This window comes from Bradyrhizobium mercantei (assembly GCF_001982635.1).
Classification (GTDB): Bacteria; Pseudomonadota; Alphaproteobacteria; order Rhizobiales; family Xanthobacteraceae; genus Bradyrhizobium; species Bradyrhizobium mercantei.
Map to the genome: position 1 here is coordinate 92,381 of NZ_MKFI01000005.1, position 18,632 is coordinate 111,012.

Sequence of the window (18,632 nt, forward strand, 5' to 3'; positions counted from 1 at the left end):
CGTCCCGGCGAAGGCCGGGACCCATACCGCGTGATCTATCGAAGGCGCGCTGGGGCTAGTTGTCCCTCACCAAGCACGGCCGGTGGTTATGGATCCCGGCTCGCGCTTCGCTTGGCCGGGACGACAGTGGTTATTGTTGCCGCACCCGCGCCAACAGCGCCAGCCCCACCACGAAGAACCCCACCAGCACGGCCATGCCGGCCTTCTGGCTTGCGGTTGCCGCGGTGATCGCGCCGATCAACAGCGGGCCGATGAACGACGTCACCTTCCCCGTGAGTGCGAACAAGCCGAAATACTGCGCGATGCGATCCTGCGGCGCGAGGCGGATCAGCAGCGAGCGCGAGGCCGCCTGCAACGGCGCGCCGGTGGCGCCGATCAGGCAACCGAGCACGATGTAGGCGCGCTCGGCGGCTCCCGCGAACAATGGACCGCCGGGCACCGGCGGCGCGACCGGGATGAACAGGATCGAATCCTTGTTCACGGTGAGAATCACCACGATCGCAAACAGCAGGATGAACAGGCTGCCGGTGATCACGCGCTTCGGCCCGAACGCATCGTCGAGCTTGCCGCCGATCCAGCCGCCGAACGTCCCGGCCACCGCGAGGATGATGCCGAAGGTACCGATCCGGATCGTGTCCCAGCCGAACGTGCCGGCGGCGTAGATGCCGCCGAATGCGAACAGCGAGACCAGCCCGTCGGTGTAGATCATGTTCGCCAGCAGGAACCACGCCAGCGATCTCTGCTTCGGCAGGCTCAGCAATGACTCCCTGAGCTCGCGCAGGCCTTCGCCGAGCGCCGCGCGCATCGGCCGCTTCGCCGGATAGTCCGGCGTGAACAGGAACATCGGCGTCACGAAGATGATGAACCACAGCCCGGTCAGCGGCCCGGTGATGCGGTCGCCTTCGTGCATCGCCGGATCGAGGCCGAACAGCGGCGTGAAGCCGAACAGCGTCTTCCCGGTTTCGGCATTGGCGGCGAGGAAGCCGAGCACCAGCACGAGACTGAGGATGCCGCCGACATAGCCGGTGGCCCAGCCGGTGCCGGAGAGCCGCCCGATCCGGTCCGGCGGCACCAGCGTCGGCATCATCGCATTGTTGAACACGGTCGCGAACTCGACGCCGACGCTGGCGATCGCATAGGCGAGCAACAGCATCGGGATGATGTCGGGATTGCCGGGCTTGCCGATCCACATCGCGCTCGAGCCGAGCACGAGCAGCGCGCCGAAGCCCGCGATCCACGGCTTGCGCCGGCCGCTGGCATCGGCGATTGCACCGAGCACCGGCGACAGCAGCGCGATCGCAAGTCCGGCGGCTGCGGTGGCAAAGCCCCACAGCGCCTGCCCGCTCGCGGCATCCGATGCGACGAAGCTCGCGAAATAGGGCGCGAACACGAAGGTCGTGATCAGCGTGAAATAAGGCTGCGCGGCCCAGTCGAAGAAGATCCAGCTGACGACGGCTGCGCGGCCGGGATAGGCCTTGGTGGTGGCCCGCGCTTCACCGGCGCTGGTCTGCATTGTTGCCGTCATCGTGAAACATATTCCCCGGATCGAACCACAGGCAGGCTTTTGCCACCTCAATCCGCTCCCATATAGCATGAGCCGGTCTGCTGATACGGCGATGAACAGGGCAGGAAATTTCGATGGCGCAGACGGCAACGATGTCGCGACGGCTGTTTGCCGCTCTCCTTGTGATTGGCATCGCGACACCGGCCCTCGGCCAGGTCCAGCGTCGCGCCTACGAGCCGTCATCCACTGCTACGACCAGCAGCATCCGCGCCGAACACGGCATGGTGGTGGCGCAGGAGAAGCTCGCGGCGCAGGTCGGCGCCGACATCCTGCGGCAGGGCGGCAATGCGGTCGATGCCGCGGTCGCCACCGGCTTTGCGATGGCGGTGACCTATCCGCGCGCCGGCAATATCGGCGGCGGCGGTTTCATGGTGATCCATCTTGCCGCACGCAATGAAGATGTCGCGATCGACTACCGCGAGACCGCGCCGCAGACCGCAACCCGCGACATGTTCCTCAATGCCGACGGCAAGCCCGATCCCGACAAGTCGCGCAACTCCGCGCTTGCGATCGGCGTGCCCGGCACGGTCGCGGGCCTCGCGCTGGCGCTGGAGAAACACGGCTCCGGCAAATTCACGCTGGCGCAGATCCTCAAGCCCGCGATCGATCTGGCGCGCGACGGCTTCGTCGTCACCGACGATACAGCGGACACGCTGGCGGACATGTATCGCCGGATGTCGCGCTGGCCGAACTCGGCCAAAACCTTCTCGCACGCCGACGGCACGCCGCTGCATGAGGGCGACCGCCTGATCCAGGGCGATCTCGCCGGCGTCCTGACCGCGATTGCCGAGCAGGGGCCGCGCGGCTTCTACGAAGGTGCGGTCGCGGAAAAGCTGGTCAGCGGAATCAAGAATGCCGGTGGCATCTTCACACCAGAGGATCTGAAGTCCTACCAGCCGGTGATCCGCACCCCGATCCGCGGCACCTATCGCGGCTACGACATCGTCTCGATGCCGCAGCCCTCCTCCGGCGGCGTCGTGCTGATCGAGATCCTCAATATTCTCGAGGGCTTTCAGATGTCGGACATGAAGCAGGGCTCGGCCGCCTCGCTGCATGTGATGATCGAGGCGATGAAACGGGCCTATGCGGATCGCGCCCGTTACCTCGGCGACCCGGCCTTTGTCGATGCGCCGACGCAGCTGCTGGTCGACAAGGACTATGCCGCCAAGCAGCGCGCGACCATCGATCTCGCCCGCGCCACGCCCTGGACCGATGTGCGCAACGCCAAGCAGCCGCACGAGGGCGACAACACCACGCATTATTCGGTGGTCGATGCGGAGGGTAACGCCGTCAGCAACACCTACACGCTGAACTTCCCCTACGGCGTCGGCCTCGTTGCGGAGGGTACCGGCGTGCTGCTCAACAACGAGCTCGACGATTTCACGGCGGCGCCCGGCGCCTCCAACGCCTTCGGCCTGGTCGGCTTCGAGGCCAATCTGCCGGGACCCGGCAAGCGCCCGCTGTCATCGATGTCGCCGACCATCGTGCTGAAGGACGGCAAGCCGGTGCTGGTGACCGGATCGCCCGGCGGCAGCCGCATCATCTCAGCGGTGACGCAGATCATCGTCGATGTCATCGACTACAGGATGGACATCGCGGCCGCGGTCGCCGCGCCCCGCATGCACCATCAATGGCTGCCCGACGAGGTCCGGATCGAGCGCGGCCTTCCCGACGAGGTGCTGACCGAGCTGAAGGCCAAGGGCCACAAACTGGTCGAGCCGCTCGGCTACTCCTCCGCGAACTCGATCCTCGTCACGACCAACGGTCTGCTCGGCGCACCCGATCCGCGCACGCGTGGCTCGGAGGCCGCGGGGTACTAAAGGCGGCTTTGCCCCGCCTGCGACATCGCGATAGATTGACGGTCCGCGCAACTCCGGCCGCGGATCGCAAAGAGCCGGTGAATCAATTCTCCGGGGAACGCGCATGAGCACGGCCGAATCCAAATCGATGGAAGTTGCAGAGATCGAGGACACCAGCCTCCTCGCCTTCTATCGCGACATGAACCTGCAGGAGCGGCGCACGTTCTGGGCCTGCGCGTCGGGCTGGACGCTCGACGGCATGGATTTCATGATCTATCCGCTCGTGATCGGCACCATCATCACGCTGTGGAAGGTCGATCCCGGCACCGCCGGGCTCGCGGGCACCGTGACGCTTTTGGCCTCCGCCGTCGGCGGCTGGCTCGGCGGCTATCTCTCCGACCGGATCGGGCGGGTGAAGACGCTGCAGCTCACCATCATCTGGTTCTCGTTCTTCTCGCTGGTCTGCGCCGTGGTGCAGAATTTCGACCAGCTCCTGATCGCCCGCGCACTGCTGGGCCTCGGCTTCGGCGGCGAATGGGCCGCCGGCGCGGTGCTGATCGGCGAGGCGATCCGGCCGCAATATCGCGGCCGCGCCGTCGGCTCGGTGCAGTCGGGCTGGGCGATCGGCTGGGGCCTGGCGGTGCTGGCGCAGGCGATCCTGTTCTCGATCCTGCCCGCGGAGAATGCGTGGCGCTGGATGTTCGTGATCGGCGCGCTGCCGGCATTGCTGGTGTTCTACCTGCGCCGCTACGTCACCGAGCCGGAGATTTCGGCGGCGACCATGGCGCAGGCGCAGGCCTCCGGCAGCGGCCCTGCCGCATTGTGGGAGATCTTCCACGGACCGATCCTGAAGACCACGCTGCTGGCTTCGCTGGTCGGCACCGGCATGCAGGGCGGCTACTACGCCATCACCTTCTGGGTGCCGCGCTTCCTCACGACCGAGCGCAAGCTCTCGGTGGTCGGCTCGACCGGCTATCTCGCGACGCTGATCATCGGCTCGTTCATCGGCTATCTCGTGGGCGCCTGGCTCGCCGACCGGATCGGCCGGCGCAATCTGTTCCTGATCTTCTCGATCGGCGCCATCGCGGTCGTGCTGCTCTATACCCAGCTGCCGCTGTCCAACGAGGTGCTGTGGGTGCTGGGCTTCCCGCTCGGCTTCTTCGCCTCGGGCTATTTCTCCGGCATGGGCGCGTTCCTGACCGAGTTGTATCCGACCCGGCTGCGCGGCTCCGGCCAGGGCTTTTGCTACAATTTCGGCCGCGGCATCGGTGCGCTGTTTCCGTTCCTGGTCGGCGCGCTCTCGACCACGACCACGCTCGCCAACGCGATCGCGATCTTTGCGGTGGCGGCCTATGGCGTATTCTTCATCGCCGCCTACGCGCTGCCGGAAACGCGCGGGCGCGTGCTGCATGCGGATGGGTAGTGTGGTCGCAGTGGCGCGACGGCCGCGACGCTTGCACCGTCGTTCCCTCCCCCCTTGCGGGGGAGGGCTAGGGAGAGGGGTGGCCGCGAAGGCGGTGTATGTGGCTTACCCCTCTCCCCAACCCTCCCCCGCAAGGGGGGAGGGAGCCCTAACATCGTGCGTCCCTAACTGAGGAGGAGGCAGCAGATGACATCGCTCAAAGGCAAGACGCTGTTCATCTCGGGTGCGAGCCGCGGCATTGGGCTCGCGATCGCGCTGCGCGCCGCGCGTGATGGCGCCAATGTCGCGATTGCGGCGAAGACCGCCGAGCCGCATCCGAAGCTCAAGGGCACGATCTACACCGCCGCCGACGAGGTCCGCGCCGCCGGCGGCAAGGCGCTGCCTGTGATCTGCGACATCAGGGACGAAGCGCAGGTGATGGCGGCGATCGAGCAGACCGTCGCCCAATTCGGCGGCATCGACGTCTGCGTCAACAATGCCAGCGCGATCAGCCTGACCGATTCGCAGGCGACCGACATGAAGCGCTACGACCTGATGATGGGGATCAACACCCGCGGCACCTTCATGGTGTCGAAATACTGCATCCCGCATCTGAAGAAGGCTGCGAATCCGCACATCCTGATGCTGTCGCCGCCGCTCGACATGAAGGCAAAATGGTTCGAGCACTCGACCGCCTACACGATGGCGAAGTTCGGCATGAGCATGTGCGTGCTCGGGCTGGCCGGCGAGTTGAAGCCGGCCGGCATCGCGGTCAACGCGCTGTGGCCGCGCACCACGATCGCGACCGCCGCGGTCGGCAACCTGCTCGGCGGCGATGCCATGATGCGCGCGAGCCGCACGCCGGAGATCATGGGCGATGCGGCCTATGCGATCATCACGCGGCCGTCGCGCGAATTCACCGGGCATTTCTGCATCGACGACAAGGTGCTCTATGCCAACGGCGTGCGCGACTTCGAGCACTACCGCGTCGATCGCTCGGTGCCGCTGATGTCGGATTTCTTCGTGCCCGACGACGACGTGCCGCCGCCCGGCGTCACCGTGCAGGCACTGCCGGCGCGCTAAGCGCGATGCGATCGAATAGCAGCGGTTCGGCCGCGGACTTGCTTCAGGCTATATCGCGAACGCATTCAGCCGCGTGCGCCAGTGGTGCACGCGCTCCTTCAGCAGCGCATCGCGCACATAGGCGAGCTCCTCATCCTCGATCCGCTCCAGCGTTTCGAGCGACAGATGCTCCGCGCCATGCGCCGCCCAGGCGCGCTGCAGCTCGACACTGCGATGACTGCCCATCCGGAGCGTGAACCAGATGCGGTTCTGGATCTTGTCGAGATCGAGTGCCTGCCCGACCCAGACCTCACCGGTCGCGCTGCAGCGGATCGCGAACACGCCGGCTGCGCTCGGGCGCTTCTTGTAGTCGGCGATGGCCTGCTTGCGGTCCTCGGTCTTCATGGCGGATCCTGTCGTTCCGGCGGAGTATTTATACCCGGATATTATTGACAAGGCAATTACGTCCGGGTAAAAATGACCATCTGAACCCGGATGGGACGACCGACATGGACACCGCCTGCTATCTGGAGCCGACCTGGAATGCCGGGCGCGACTTTGCCCAGCGCGAGATCGCGGGCGAGCTGGTGATGCTCAATCTGCTGCGCTTCCGCGAGGTCGCCGATTATTCGGAGAGCCCTGAGCTGGCCCCGCCGCAGCCCATCACCGGGGCCGCGGCCTACGACCGTTATGTCGCGCACACGCTCCCGCACCTTCGGAGGAGCGGCGGCGATATCCTTTTCATGGCCGAGGGCGGCCCGTTCCTGATCGGGCCCGAGGGCGAGCGCTGGGATCGCGCGATGCTGATCCGGCAGAAGAGCCGCGGCGCGTTTCTCGCCTTTGCGGTGGCGGAGGCCTACCTCGCCGGCGTCGGACACCGCACCGCGGCGCTGGCGGACTCGCGCCTGCTGCCGCTGGTCGAGTTGCCGCGATGAGCCCGCAATTACCGGCCGACCTCGTACGGCCCGCCCTTCTCCAGCGCCCGCGCATAGGCCGGGCGCGCGTGGATGCGCTCGAGGAACGCAACGCATCTGGGATGACCGTCCTCGAGCCCGCCGCGCGCGGCGGCCGCCTCCAGCGGAAAGCTCATCTGGATGTCGGCGCCGGAAAATTCGTGGCCTGCGAACCATTCGCTCTTGCCGAGCTCGCCTTCCCAATAGGCCATGTGCTGCTTGATCTGCGGATTGACCAGCGTCGACAGCGCCGTGTTGGACACCTTGCGCACCAAGGGCCGCAGCAGCGCCGGCGCGCGCTTCGGCATCAGCGAGAACAGCAGCTTCAGCAGCAGCGGCGTCATCGCCGAGCCCTCGGCATAGTGCAGCCAATAGGTGTAGCGCAGCCGCTCCGGCGTGTCGGCCTGCGGGATCAGGCGGCCATTGCCGTAGGTGGCGATGATGTATTCGAGGATCGCGCCGGATTCCGCGATGGTGTTGCCATTGTCGATGACGACGGGCGACTTGCCGAGCGGATGGATCGCGCGCAACTCCTTCGGCGCCCGCATGTCGGGCTGCCGCTGGTAGCGCACGATCTCGTAGGGCACGCCCAATTCCTCGAGCAGCCACAGCACGCGCTGCGAGCGGGAATTGTTGAGATGGTGAACCGTCAGCATGGGCGTCCTCTCGGGTGTCAGCGCAGTCGAGCGGCGTTTGGTGCCAGCCCGGCGCAAGAAAGTCGAGATGCACGCGGCTGGATTACCCCGAATTACCCGGGCAATATGCCGCGCAACCGAAGAGATCAGCGATGAACCCAGCCTATGTCGCCTTCGAAAATGAGCACCGCATCGCGGCCGGCGAGATCACTGAGGTTGCCCGCGCCGCCAAGCAGCTGCTCGACCGGCGCAAGGACGCCGCGATCCTGGTGTTCAACGGCCAAACCTCGGCGCTGGTCGATATCGACTTCCGCGGGTCGGTCGAGGACGTGCTGGCGCGGCTGCCGAAGCTTGCGCCCCCGCGCGACGAAGAGCCGGCAGCGCCCGCTGCGCCGCGCGGCCCGGGGCGTCCGAAACTTGGCGTCGTCGCGCGTGAGATCACGCTGCTGCCGCGGCATTGGGACTGGCTGGCGCAACAGAAGGGCGGCGCATCGGTTGCGATCCGCAAGCTGATCGACGAGGCGCGGCGTACCAGCGGCGACAAGGACCGCACGCGCAGCGCGCAGGATGCCGCCTATCGCTTCATGACCGTGATGGCCGGCAACCGGCCGCATTACGAGGATGCGATCCGAGCGCTGTTCGCCCACGACCGGCGCCGCTTTGCGACCCTGATCGCGGACTGGCCGGACGACATCCGCGACCACGCGATCAAGCTTGCCTATGGCGATCAAGCGGACTGATGCGTTTTGAATAGTCTGGACGGGCAACCTCGGTTGTCGTCCCTGCGAAAGCAGGGACCCATAACCACCGAAGCGCATTGTAGCGCGTCGAACCTGCCGCGTGCCCTTTGCAAAGGCCGCGGAGTATGGGTCCCTGCTCCCGTGCGCGATTGCGCACCAGGCAGGGACGACAGCGGTGTGTGCTGCCTGACCTGAGACACACGACCGCCTGAACGCCCAATTCTCTGGAATCTCAACGTGTCCAAGCCTCCCTCGCTCCGCAAATCTTTCCTGCTCTTCCTCGCGCCGATGCTGCTGAGCAACGTGCTGCAATCGTTGTTCGGCACCATCAACGGCGTCTATCTCGGCCAGATGATCGGGGTCGACGCGCTCGCGGCGGCGTCGGTGTTCTTTCCGGTGATGTTCTTCTTCATCTCCTTCGTGATCGGGCTCAGCGCCGGCGCCTCGGTCATGATCGGCCAGGCCTGGGGCGCCGGCGAGCCCGACCGGGTGAAGGCGGTGGCCGGCACGACCATGACCGTGACGCTGCTGCTCGCGCTGGCGATCGCAATCCTCGGCGGCCTGTTCGCCCGGCCGCTTTTGATCGCGCTCGCCACGCCGCCTGATGTCCTCGACGCCGCGGTGTCCTATGCGCGGATCATGATGATCACGATGCCGGTGACCTTCGCATTCCTGCTGCTCGCGGCGATGATGCGCGGCGTCGGCGACACCGTGACGCCGCTGGTGGCGCTGACGGTCTCGACCGTCACCGGCCTCGTGGTGACGCCGGCGTTGATCCGCGGCTGGCTCGGCCTGCCGATGCTGGGCGTCGCCAGCGCCGCCGTCGCCTCCGCGGTCTCCGGCGTGGTGACGCTGCTCTGGCTGCATGTCCACATGCTCAGACACAAGCATCCGCTCGCCTTCGACACAGCATTCCTGCGCGCGATGCGGCCGAATGGCGCCCTCCTGCGCATCGTGCTGCGGCTCGGCATTCCGACCGCGATCGGCATGGTGGTGGTCTCGCTCGCCGAACTGGTGCTGCTCGGCCTCGTCAACGGGTTCGGCTCGGACGCCACCGCCGCCTATGGCGCGGTCAACCAGGTGATCAGCTATGTGCAGTTTCCGGCGATCTCGATCGCGATATCGGTATCGATCTTCGGCGCGCAGGCGATCGGCCGCGGCGATTCCAGCCGGGTCGGCGCCATCGTCAGGACCGGCATCGAGATGAATCTCGCGCTGACCGGCGGGCTGGTCGTGCTCGGTTATCTCTTTGCACGCCCGCTGATGGGCTTCTTCATCGTCGACCCCGCGGTGCTCGCGCTCGCGCAGCAGCTTCTGTACATCGTACTGTGGAGCATGGTGCTGTTCGGCATGGCGACGGTGTTTTCCGGCGCGATGCGCGCCGGCGGCACGGTGTGGATGCCGCTGTTCATCTCGACCCTCGCGATCGTGCTGGTCGAGGTGCCGGTCGCGACCCTGCTCAGCCGGGCCATCGGCATCAGCGGCATCTGGATCGCCTACCCGGTCACCTTCGCAACCATGTTCCTGTTGCAGATGGCCTATTACGCCCTGGTATGGCGCAAGCAGACCATCGAGCGGCTGATTTGACATCGCGCATTGCTGCTCACATGATGATTATCATATTCTACGGATGGCGCCTGCGACAGCAGGCCCATGCTACGAACCCAAACTAGACGTGCCAGGGGAGAGACCGCCGTGAGCCCAAATCCGCAATTCCTGTTCGATTTCGGCAGCCCCAACGCGTTCCTCAGCCACGAGGCGATCCCGGCGATCGAACAACGCACCGGCGTCAAATTCGAATATGTCCCGATCCTGCTCGGCGGCATCTTCAAGGCCACCAACAACAAGTCGCCGGCCGAGACGCTGGCTGGCGTCAAGAACAAGCCGGAGTTCCAGAAGATCGAGACCGAGCGCTTCCTCAAGCGCTTCAACGTCAGGCCCTATACCTGGAACCCATTCTTCCCCGTCAACACGCTGCACCTGATGCGCGCCGCGGTCGCTGCCCAGTTCGAGGGCGTGTTCGAGAAGTATATCGAGGCCGCCTTCCACCACATGTGGGTCGAGCCGAAGAAGATGGACGATCCCGAGGTCGCCGGCAAAGCCATCGCCTCCTCCGGCCTCGATGCCGCAAAGCTGTTCGCCCGCGCGCAGGACGCCGACGTCAAGGGCAAGCTGATCGAATACACCCAGTCGGCCGTCGAGCGCGGCGCGTTCGGCTCGCCGACCTTCTTCGTCGGCAAGGAGATCTTCTTCGGCAAGGAGCAGCTGCGCGAAGTCGAGGAAATGGTGTCGGGAAAGTGAGATGAGCCAGCGGTGAAGTTCGAGTAGCGAATGTCGCACTGACATCCCTATCTATTGGCTACTCCGGTTCATTGCTCGCCCCTCCCCCCGGGGCAATAACAAAGAAGGACAAATTCCCATGCGCGTTCTCGTGGTCGGCGCCGGTGCGATCGGCGGTTATTTCGGCGGACGGATGCTTCAGGCCGGCCGCGACGTCACCTTCCTGGTGCGGCCCCGCCGCGCCGCCGAGCTCGCTTCCGCCGGGCTCGTGATCAAGAGCCCGAACGGCGATGTCACGCTGAGCAATCCGCCGACCGTGCAGGCCGACAAGCTCACAGACAAGTTCGACGTCGTGCTGTTGAGCTGCAAGGCGTTCGATCTCGAGGACGCGATCAAGTCCTTCGCGCCCGGTGTCGGCGACAACACCGCGATCATCCCGCTGCTCAACGGCATGCTGCATCTCGATGCGCTCGACAAGAAGTTCGGCGCCCAGCACGTGCTCGGCGGTCTCTGCGCGATCGCGGCGACGCTCAACGAGAAGCGCGAGGTGGTGCAGTTGCAGCCGATGCAGTCGCTCGGCTTCGGCGAACGCGCCGGCGGCACATCCGACCGGGTGCGCGCGATCGCGGAGACCTTCTCCGCGATCAATGGTGCGGCCGCCAGCGAGCATGTGATGCAGGACATGTGGGAGAAATGGGTGTTCCTGGCATCGCTCGCCGCCTCCACCAGCCTGATGCGGACCTCGGTCGGCAACATCCTGGCCGCGCCCGGCGGCAAGGACTTCCTGCTCGGCATCCTCGACGAATGCAGCGCCATCGCAGCCGACGCCGGTCATGCCCCGGGCGGCCCGTTCTTCCAGCGCACGCGCGGGCTGCTCACCACCGAGGGCTCGCCGATGACCGCGTCGATGTTCCGCGACATCAAGGCGGGGCTGCCGGTCGAAGCCGACCACGTGATCGGCGACCTGATCGTCCGCGCGGATGCGGCCAAGATCCCGGTGCCGAAGCTGCGTACGGCGTACACCCATCTCAAGGCATATGAGAAGCAGCGGAGCGCCTGACACACAATTGGTGTCGTCCCTGCGAAAGCAGGGGACCCATCACCACCGGACTCAATTGTGTTGAAGAGATAGCAACCACATCTGCCTCAAATCGAGAGGCCGCGGCGTATGGGTCCCTGCTTTCGCAGGGACGACACCATCCTTGCGGCTACAAATGTGCCAGATAATGCGCGAGCGCGGTGATCTCCTCGTCGCTCAGCGGATAGGCCACATCGGCCATCGCAGCCTGCGCGCCACCCGAGCGCTGCCCGGACTTGTAGTCGTGCAGCGCCTTGACGAGATATTCCTCGCGCTGGCCGGCGATGCGGGCGACGGCCTTGGTGCCGGCAAAGGTATCGCCATGGCATGAGGCGCAGCGGCGGCCGGCGGCGGCCTGCTTGCCCTTCTCGGACAAATCAGGATTGTCGTCCTTGCCGCCCTTGAACGGCGTCAGCGAGGCGAAATAGGCGCCGAGATTACGGATGTCCTCGTTGCTGAGCTGCTCGACGATCGGCTGCATCTGTTCGTTCTTGCGCGCGCCGGCGCGGAAGAACACCAGCTGCCATTGAATGTACTGGTCGAGCTGACCCGCGAGCGAGGGAATGTTCTCGGTCTGCGAGATGCCGTTGTCGCCGTGGCAACCGGCACACATCTCGGCCTTCTCCTTGACTGCGGCGTTATCCGCAGCCTGGGCGGACGAAACGAGAAGAATTGCCGTCGCCAGAACTCCAAGGGACGCAAGTCGCATGTCAGTTTTCTCCGGCTGTCATCGCCGGGCTCGACCCGGCGATCCATCGTGCTTGCTAAAAGGTTCTTGTTTGGATGGATGCCCGGATCCCGTCTACGCCAACGGCTTCGACGCGGCTAGTGGTCTCGGGCACGCCGAAGCCTTGGCGTAGGCGGCAAGTCCGGGCATGACGAGGCGGTTCCGTTACCTGATCGCAACAGGGGCTGCGGCTGCCTCACGGCCACCGCAGCCCCCGATGCTTCAACCGTTACTTCTTGCTGTAGCTGATGCGATAGATCGCACCGGCCCAGTCGTCGGCGACGAGGATCGAGCCATCCTTGTCGAGCAGGATGTCGGCGGGACGGCCGAGATAGCCCTGGTCACCCTGGATCCAGCCGTCGGCGAAGATTTCCTGCTTGGCGTTCTTGCCGTCGGGGCTCGCGGTGATCTTCACGATGCGGCCGCCCTGGTACTTGTGCCGGTTCCAGGAGCCGTGCTCGGCGATCAGGATCGCGTTCTTGTACTCGGCCGGGAATTGGCTTCCGGTGTAGAACTTCATGCCGAGCGGAGCCACGTGCGCACCGAGATTGTACACCGGCGGGGTGAACTCCGAGCACTTGTGACCCATCGCGAACTTGGTGTCCGGCAGGTTGCCCTGGTGGCAATAGGGATAGCCGAAATGCTCGCCGATCTTCGAGATCATGTTGAGCTTGTCGCTCGGCAGATCGTCGCTGATCCAGTCGCGGGCGTTTTCGGTGAACCAATACTTGCCGGTGCGCGGATCGACGTCGCCGCCGACCGAGTTGCGCACGCCGAGCGCCCAGATCTCCGCATTGCCGGTCTTGGGATCGACGCGGCGGATCTGCGACACCGAGGTCGGCGGGATGCCGATGTTGAAGGGCGGGCCGAACGGAATGAAGAACCAGCCCTCCTTGTCGACGGCGATGTATTTCCAGCCATGCGCCGCGTAGGACGGCATGTCGTCATACACAACCTTGCCTTGGCCGAGATTGTCGAGATTGGCTTCGGCGTTGTCGTACCGGATCAGCTTGTCGACCGCGATGACGTAGAGCGCGCCGTCCTTGAAGGCGAGGCCGGTCGGCATATTGAGGCCCTTGAGGATGGTCTTGACCTCTTTCTTGCCGTTGTTGTCCTTGATCGCGTAGACGTTGCCGAGGCCGAACGAGCCGACGAACAGCGTGCCCTTGTCGCCCCAGGCCATCTGCCGCGCCGCGAGCACGTTCGAGGCATAGACCTCGATCTTGAAGCCCGGCGGCAGCTTGATCTTCTTCATCATGGTGGCGAGTTCGGCGTCGGACGCGCCGGTCGGCGGACCGGACGGCGGGGCAAGGCCCTTCTGCGCTTCGGTCTCGTCGCCGAGGAACCAGTCATCCGGCGGATGGGTCCAGAATTCCTTGGTGCCGGATTCGTACTTCTTCAGCGCACGGTTCTTGTCCGTTTGTTGCTGCGCATTGGCGAAGGTGGTCCCCGCCAGCAGCGCGATCGCCGCGAACGCAAGTATTGATCGATTGAAAGCTGATTTCATCGAGTCACTCCCCTATGCAAGCCGTTGCAGCTTGCCTGTTATTGATTTTGAACGCCCTGAGAGATGATGGTGGCGGTCTGTGAGGTAGGCCAGACGGCAAAATGGTAGCACATCCATCGACGCTGAAAAGCGCGTGCAGCGGTGTGCGCTGCGTCAAAACAAGTTGAGACGATATTTGAGACGAAATTTTCCTGCATGAGCTGCCTGATAACAAGGCATTCTGCATCGCAGCGTGATATTCGAATGGAGCTAACGCCCGCGATCGCCGCCGGAGCATGATCCGGAAAAGTGCGAAGCGGTTTTTGCTCGCGACAAACGCGAAGCGCTTGCGCGCAGATGCTCAAACAAGACGCTGAAGTGCATTTTTGATTCGACCGAATCCCATCGCGCGTCAGCGCGACGAGAGGCGCGCGAGACCGAGCGCCTGCGCCTTGGCCTTCGACAGCGGCCTGAACAACACGCTGCGCCGCTGCCCGCTCGAGATCGCCGCGATCTTGAAGCCGTCGTCGGCGGCGATGATGTCGCCGGTCCGCAGCGTCATGTCGTCCTCGATCGCAATCGGCGACAGGCCGGTGGAGGCGGCGGCGCTGCACGAGCATTGCGGCACCATCTCACGCTGGAAGCGGAAGGCATTGGCGAGCGTCTTGTAGGTCTCGCCCTCCTCGGTTCTGGCGCTGTCGATATCGGAGCCGGAATATAGTTTCACCTCGGCAGCGGGACAGGCCGCCTCGCATGCCTTGATATCCGCCGCCTCGCTCACGCGCGGCAGCGGGAAGAAGCGGCCGTCACAGGTCCTGACGCAGTAGTTCTGCCGGCCGCCGGAGTGCGAACGGGTCGTGATGTAGACCCGGGCTCGCGGCCGCTCCGCGGGCTCGAAGCCGGGCACCTCGAAGCCGGGCATGGGAGAGAAACTCGGCGCCGGGGCATAGGCCGAGTCGCTCTGCAAGAGCTGCGCTGACGCCGGCGAACATGTCCAGACGCCGGCGAGCACGACCGTCGCGGCAACGCATGTGCGCGCCAAGCGACGGTTCAACCCGGGATCTGGCTTCCAGCTGATCGACATCATTCACTTGCTTGCCGCGTCGAAAGGCGAGCGGCAGCCATTTCAGCCCCGACACAACCACAGATTTCTATCAGTTTTGAGAATGCACCGTCCGACGGTCAACAAAACCGGAGACCATCGTCGTCGGCCGCGGCATCTTGACCCCCGGGGGTCGCCGCCCAGCCGAACAACAAAAAAGCCCGCACCATTGGGCGGGCCTTCATCAGACTGTCAGCTCTGTCGGCGAGATATTCGGTCAGCGAGAGATTCTGGAGCGGGCGAAGGGGCTCGAACCCTCGACCCCGACCTTGGCAAGGTCGTGCTCTACCACTGAGCTACACCCGCATCCGAAATGGCGGCGATCGCTCGCCGGCAACGGCAGACCTATGCCAAAAGCTGTCTGTGAATGCAACACAAGACCGTGGTGCGAGCCTCACGAAATCGCGCGGTTTCCTTAAAAATCGACCTCGAATCGACCGGAATCGACCCTCCCGCCGATTTCTTTTTAGCTTTCCGCCGGAACTGGCCTCAAAGCCATCTCGTCCCGGAGCGATTCGAGCCAGGTCTCGAACCAGCCGGCCAGGGTCTGCGCCAGTTCGACGCGGCAGGCGGCGTCGCAATCGAACACCGCCGACCATTCGATAAAGGCCCGGTCGCCGTCGACCACCGGGGTCACCCGCAGGGTGGCGCTGAAATCCGTCACCGGCAGGGTCGGGGTGCCGGCGAATTCGTAGGTCTGGAAACGATCCACATCGGACTGCGCAAGCAGCCGCTGCCGGATCCGGCGCTCCCGGTACAGCACGTTACGCACGGCACCGACGGTGTCGCCGGACTTGCCGTCCTCGATCTCGCTGGTCCCCGCGCCATGGACCCAGACCGGGTAATTGTTGAAATCGCGGATGATTTTCCAGACCTCACCGGCCGGTTGCTCGAACACGGTGCTGTAATAGGCCTTTGCCATGGGGATCCCCTGCTGCCATGAAGGATCGCCCACGATCGGCCGTTCCGCGGCACGCGACCACCCGATCTCCGATGGAACGGGATGGGCGGGCAAGCGATTGAATTTTGCTTGGGCGACCGCCATTTAGGCCACAGAACGGCTGAACGAGCCGTGCGGAGCGTGCTAGAACGCCCACCGGATTTCCGACCTCAGAAGCAGGCGAGGACAACGTGACGATAATGGAGCAGGGCGGCCCCACGCCCCAGGCAGCGCCCGATCTGATCAAGGAGACGACGACCCAGACCTTCGTCAAGGACGTCATCGAGGAATCGCGCCGTCAGCCGGTGCTGATCGACTTCTGGGCGCCCTGGTGCGGCCCGTGCCGCCAGCTCACGCCGATGCTGGAGAAGGCGGTCAATAACGCCAAGGGCCGGGTCAAGCTGGTCAAGATGAACATCGACGAGCATCCGCAGATCCCGGGCCAGATGGGCATCCAGTCGATCCCGGCCGTGATCGCCTTCGTCAACGGCCAGCCGGCCGATGGCTTCATGGGCGCGGTGCCGGAGAGCCAGCTCAACGCCTTCATCGAGAAGATCACCAAGGGCGTGCCGGCTGCCGGCGAGCCCAATCTCGCAGAGATCCTGGCCGAGGCCGACGCCGTGCTGGCCGAGGGCGACGCCGCCCAGGCCGCGCAGATTTACGCCGAGGTGCTGGCGCACGACGCCACCAACATCGCCGCGCTCGCCGGCCTCGCCAAATGCTACGTCACGTCGGGTGCGGTCGAGCAGGCCAAGCAGACGCTGGCGATGGTGCCGGAATCGAAACGCAACGACGCCGCGGTGAAGGCGGTGCAGGCGGCGATCGATCTCGCCGAGCAGGCGCAGTCGGTCGGTCCGATCGCGGAGCTGGAACAGAAAGTCGCCGCAAACCCGCTCGATCATCAGGCGCGATTCGATCTCGCGACCGCGCTCAATGCGATGAACAAGCGCCTCGAGGCGACCGAGCAGCTGCTCGCGATCGTCAGGCGTGACCGCAAGTGGAACGACGACGGCGCGCGCAAGCAGCTGGTGCAGTTCTTCGAGGCGTGGGGCGGCACCGATGAGGCAACCGTCGAGGGGCGCAAGCGGTTGTCGACCATCCTGTTCTCGTAAATTACGCCCGTCACAGCAGCGGGACCGCAGATGCCGATCAATGCCGAATATCGCGGGCCCGGCGAGCTCCCCGAGATCATCCCGGTGTTCCCGCTCCCGGGTGCGCTATTGCTGCCGCGCGGCCAGATGCCGCTCAACATCTTCGAGCCGCGCTATCTCGCGATGATCGACGACGCGCTGCGCGACGGTCACCGCCTGATCGGCATGATCCAGCCCGACGTGGCGCATTCGCACAAGGAGGCGAAGCCGGTGCTGTTCCGCATCGGCTGCGTCGGCCGCATCACCCAGCTCGCCGAATCCGGCGACGGCCGCTACATCCTCGAACTGACCGGCGTCGCGCGCTTCAAGGTGGTCGAGGAATTGACCGTGCAGACGCCGTACCGGCAGTGCAAGGTCGACTTCTTCTCCTTCACCGGCGACTTCACCGCGCGCAAAGGCGAGGAGGCGGTCGACCGCAAGGCGCTGCTCGAGGTGCTGGCTGATTTCCTCGAAGCCAACAATCTGAAGGTCGACTGGGAAGGCATCGAATCCGCGCCCAACGAGGCGCTGGTCAATGCGCTGGCGATGATGTCGCCCTACGGCCCGGCCGAGAAGCAGGCGATGCTCGAGGCGCCCGACCTGAAGACCCGCGCCGAGATCCTGATTGCGGTCACCGAGATGGACCTCGCCAAGAAGCGCACCAGCGGCGATCCGCCGGTGCAATAGACTTCTCAGCTTTTCATATCAACGATTGCGAAGCTGCTTGCGGCCGGTGAGCATCGCGCGCACCAGGTTTTGCCGCTGCAGCAAACTTACCACGATGACGCCGAGCACGTGCAGGGCGACCAGGATGAGCACCGCATTGGACGCGTAGACGTGGGTGTCCTCGACCCACCAGACGCCGAAGAAGGTCACGGTGACCTCCATGGCACCCGTGATCGCCGAGACTGCGAGCAGCAGCAGCAGCGCCACCAGCATCACGGTGCCCGCGGGATTGAGCCCGATATAGCGCCCGGTGATGCCGCGGCGGAGATTCCAGAGGTAGCGCGGCGCGGCGCGCAGGCGGACGCCGAGCCTGCCGAAACGCGCGTAGCGCGTGCCGGCGAAGCCCCAGATCAGCCGGAACGCCAGCAGGGCGATCACCGCATAGCCGGCCAACCGATGCAGCCGGTCATGGACGTTGGGCGTCACCCAGGCGACCAGGACGAGGATGGCGAGCGCCCAGTGCCAGAGCCGCAGCGGCAGGTCCCAGACCTGCACGCTGGTCGCGCCGCGGGCGCCGGGCGCCGCCTTCGTCATCGCGCCTGCTTCACTTCGCGATTCACTTGGTGGTTCACTTAGTGATTCACTTGGCGATCGTGTGCTTCAGGCTGAGGTCTTCCGGGCTGTAGAACAGCTCGTAGAGCTTGCCTTCCTTGACGCCGTACACTTCGTAGCAGGAGCCCTCCACCTTCGACCGGCGCACCTCGTAGCCGGCGGCCTTGGCCTTGGCTTCGGCATCGGTTGCCGGCTTCCACGACGCCTTGTCGAGCTTGGTGCAATTCTTGTAGCCGTCGGCGAGCGCCGCCGATCCGGTCAGCCCAACAACGCATCCAGCTACGCTCGCTGCAAGCGCAGCGCTCAAAATCATTCTCACGCGCATATCCCCTCCGTTGACGATCATGCCCACAACGCCGTTCGCGCAGGGCACATGCGTGAACAATGCTGAGGTGATTGCCAAGTCAAGGAAGCGCGGCTGCGGCGTGCTTTAGAGGGATTCTAACGGTGGTGAAA

Annotated in this window: 19 protein-coding genes and 1 tRNA gene; 10 read left to right on the top strand and 10 right to left on the bottom strand. The window is 65.0% G+C overall.

Annotated features, from left to right (window positions below):
* Positions 1-130: 130 nt before the first annotated feature.
* Complete coding sequence (locus BI327_RS23120) at positions 131-1,513, bottom strand: MFS transporter (protein ID WP_076863343.1); 1,383 nt, start codon at positions 1,511-1,513, stop codon at positions 131-133.
* A gap of 143 nt (positions 1,514-1,656) precedes the next feature.
* Between BI327_RS23120 and ggt the strand changes: the two genes are divergently transcribed.
* The 3 genes from ggt to BI327_RS23135 all read left to right on the top strand — a co-directional run bounded on the left by ggt (position 1,657) and on the right by BI327_RS23135 (position 5,848).
* Positions 1,657-3,384 (top strand): gamma-glutamyltransferase, encoded by a 1,728-nt coding sequence (ggt, locus tag BI327_RS23125; protein WP_394329884.1) that lies wholly within the window; start codon positions 1,657-1,659, stop codon positions 3,382-3,384.
* Positions 3,385-3,487: 103 nt separating this feature from the next.
* Positions 3,488-4,786, top strand: a complete 1,299-nt coding sequence (locus tag BI327_RS23130; protein WP_076863345.1) for an MFS transporter — start codon at positions 3,488-3,490, stop codon at positions 4,784-4,786.
* Between the two features lie 186 nt (positions 4,787-4,972).
* On the top strand, positions 4,973-5,848 hold the full coding sequence (locus BI327_RS23135) for an SDR family oxidoreductase (RefSeq protein WP_076863346.1): 876 nt from the start codon (positions 4,973-4,975) through the stop codon (positions 5,846-5,848).
* Between the two features lie 48 nt (positions 5,849-5,896).
* Here the strand turns inward: BI327_RS23135 and BI327_RS23140 are convergent, their stop codons facing one another.
* Positions 5,897-6,232: a GIY-YIG nuclease family protein gene (locus BI327_RS23140; protein WP_076863347.1), complete on the bottom strand. Its 336-nt coding sequence runs from the start codon at positions 6,230-6,232 to the stop codon at positions 5,897-5,899.
* 104 nt (positions 6,233-6,336) lie between these two features.
* Between BI327_RS23140 and BI327_RS23145 the strand changes: the two genes are divergently transcribed.
* Entirely contained in the window at positions 6,337-6,762 is a 426-nt protein-coding gene (locus BI327_RS23145) for a DUF1330 domain-containing protein (RefSeq protein ID WP_076863348.1), read from the top strand.
* A gap of 8 nt (positions 6,763-6,770) precedes the next feature.
* On the opposite strand, the gene BI327_RS23150 is transcribed toward BI327_RS23145, so the two are convergent.
* Positions 6,771-7,436: a glutathione S-transferase family protein gene (locus BI327_RS23150; protein WP_076864241.1), complete on the bottom strand. Its 666-nt coding sequence runs from the start codon at positions 7,434-7,436 to the stop codon at positions 6,771-6,773.
* A 131-nt stretch (positions 7,437-7,567) separates the two neighbouring features.
* Between BI327_RS23150 and BI327_RS23155 the strand changes: the two genes are divergently transcribed.
* The 4 genes from BI327_RS23155 to panE all read left to right on the top strand — a co-directional run bounded on the left by BI327_RS23155 (position 7,568) and on the right by panE (position 11,495).
* Positions 7,568-8,155 (top strand): DUF2239 family protein, encoded by a 588-nt coding sequence (locus BI327_RS23155; protein WP_076863349.1) that lies wholly within the window; start codon positions 7,568-7,570, stop codon positions 8,153-8,155.
* A gap of 288 nt (positions 8,156-8,443) precedes the next feature.
* On the top strand, positions 8,444-9,742 hold the full coding sequence (locus BI327_RS23160) for an MATE family efflux transporter (protein WP_076864242.1): 1,299 nt from the start codon (positions 8,444-8,446) through the stop codon (positions 9,740-9,742).
* Between the two features lie 66 nt (positions 9,743-9,808).
* Positions 9,809-10,456 (top strand): 2-hydroxychromene-2-carboxylate isomerase, encoded by a 648-nt coding sequence (locus tag BI327_RS23165; protein ID WP_076863350.1) that lies wholly within the window; start codon positions 9,809-9,811, stop codon positions 10,454-10,456.
* Positions 10,457-10,574: 118 nt separating this feature from the next.
* A complete protein-coding gene (panE, locus tag BI327_RS23170; protein WP_076863351.1) occupies positions 10,575-11,495 on the top strand; it encodes a 2-dehydropantoate 2-reductase in 921 nt (306 codons plus the stop codon).
* A 148-nt stretch (positions 11,496-11,643) separates the two neighbouring features.
* Here panE and BI327_RS23175 read toward each other — a convergent pair whose 3' ends face one another.
* The 5 genes from BI327_RS23175 to BI327_RS23195 form a co-directional block, all read right to left on the bottom strand.
* Complete coding sequence (locus BI327_RS23175; RefSeq protein WP_076863352.1) at positions 11,644-12,222, bottom strand: c-type cytochrome; 579 nt, start codon at positions 12,220-12,222, stop codon at positions 11,644-11,646.
* 247 nt (positions 12,223-12,469) lie between these two features.
* Positions 12,470-13,747, bottom strand: coding sequence for a PQQ-dependent sugar dehydrogenase (locus BI327_RS23180; RefSeq protein ID WP_076863353.1), 1,278 nt, complete (start codon positions 13,745-13,747; stop codon positions 12,470-12,472).
* 391 nt (positions 13,748-14,138) lie between these two features.
* Positions 14,139-14,768, bottom strand: coding sequence for a DUF2865 domain-containing protein (locus BI327_RS23185; protein WP_245334914.1), 630 nt, complete (start codon positions 14,766-14,768; stop codon positions 14,139-14,141).
* 291 nt (positions 14,769-15,059) lie between these two features.
* Positions 15,060-15,134 (bottom strand) — tRNA-Gly (locus BI327_RS23190).
* A 160-nt stretch (positions 15,135-15,294) separates the two neighbouring features.
* Positions 15,295-15,750, bottom strand: a complete 456-nt coding sequence (locus tag BI327_RS23195) for an SRPBCC family protein (RefSeq protein ID WP_076863354.1) — start codon at positions 15,748-15,750, stop codon at positions 15,295-15,297.
* Positions 15,751-15,959: 209 nt separating this feature from the next.
* Here BI327_RS23195 and trxA point away from each other — a divergent pair, with 209 nt between their 5' ends.
* Positions 15,960-16,880, top strand: a complete 921-nt coding sequence (trxA, locus tag BI327_RS23200) for a thioredoxin (RefSeq protein ID WP_076863355.1) — start codon at positions 15,960-15,962, stop codon at positions 16,878-16,880.
* 30 nt (positions 16,881-16,910) lie between these two features.
* Positions 16,911-17,585 carry an LON peptidase substrate-binding domain-containing protein gene (locus tag BI327_RS23205; protein WP_076863357.1) on the top strand — a complete coding sequence of 225 codons (675 nt, stop codon included), beginning with the start codon at positions 16,911-16,913 and terminating at the stop codon, positions 17,583-17,585.
* 18 nt (positions 17,586-17,603) lie between these two features.
* Here BI327_RS23205 and BI327_RS23210 read toward each other — a convergent pair whose 3' ends face one another.
* On the bottom strand, positions 17,604-18,158 hold the full coding sequence (locus BI327_RS23210; protein WP_076863359.1) for a cytochrome b/b6 domain-containing protein: 555 nt from the start codon (positions 18,156-18,158) through the stop codon (positions 17,604-17,606).
* Positions 18,159-18,204: 46 nt separating this feature from the next.
* Entirely contained in the window at positions 18,205-18,489 is a 285-nt protein-coding gene (locus BI327_RS23215; protein ID WP_394329885.1) for a PepSY domain-containing protein, read from the bottom strand.
* Between the last annotated feature and the right edge of the window lie 143 nt (positions 18,490-18,632).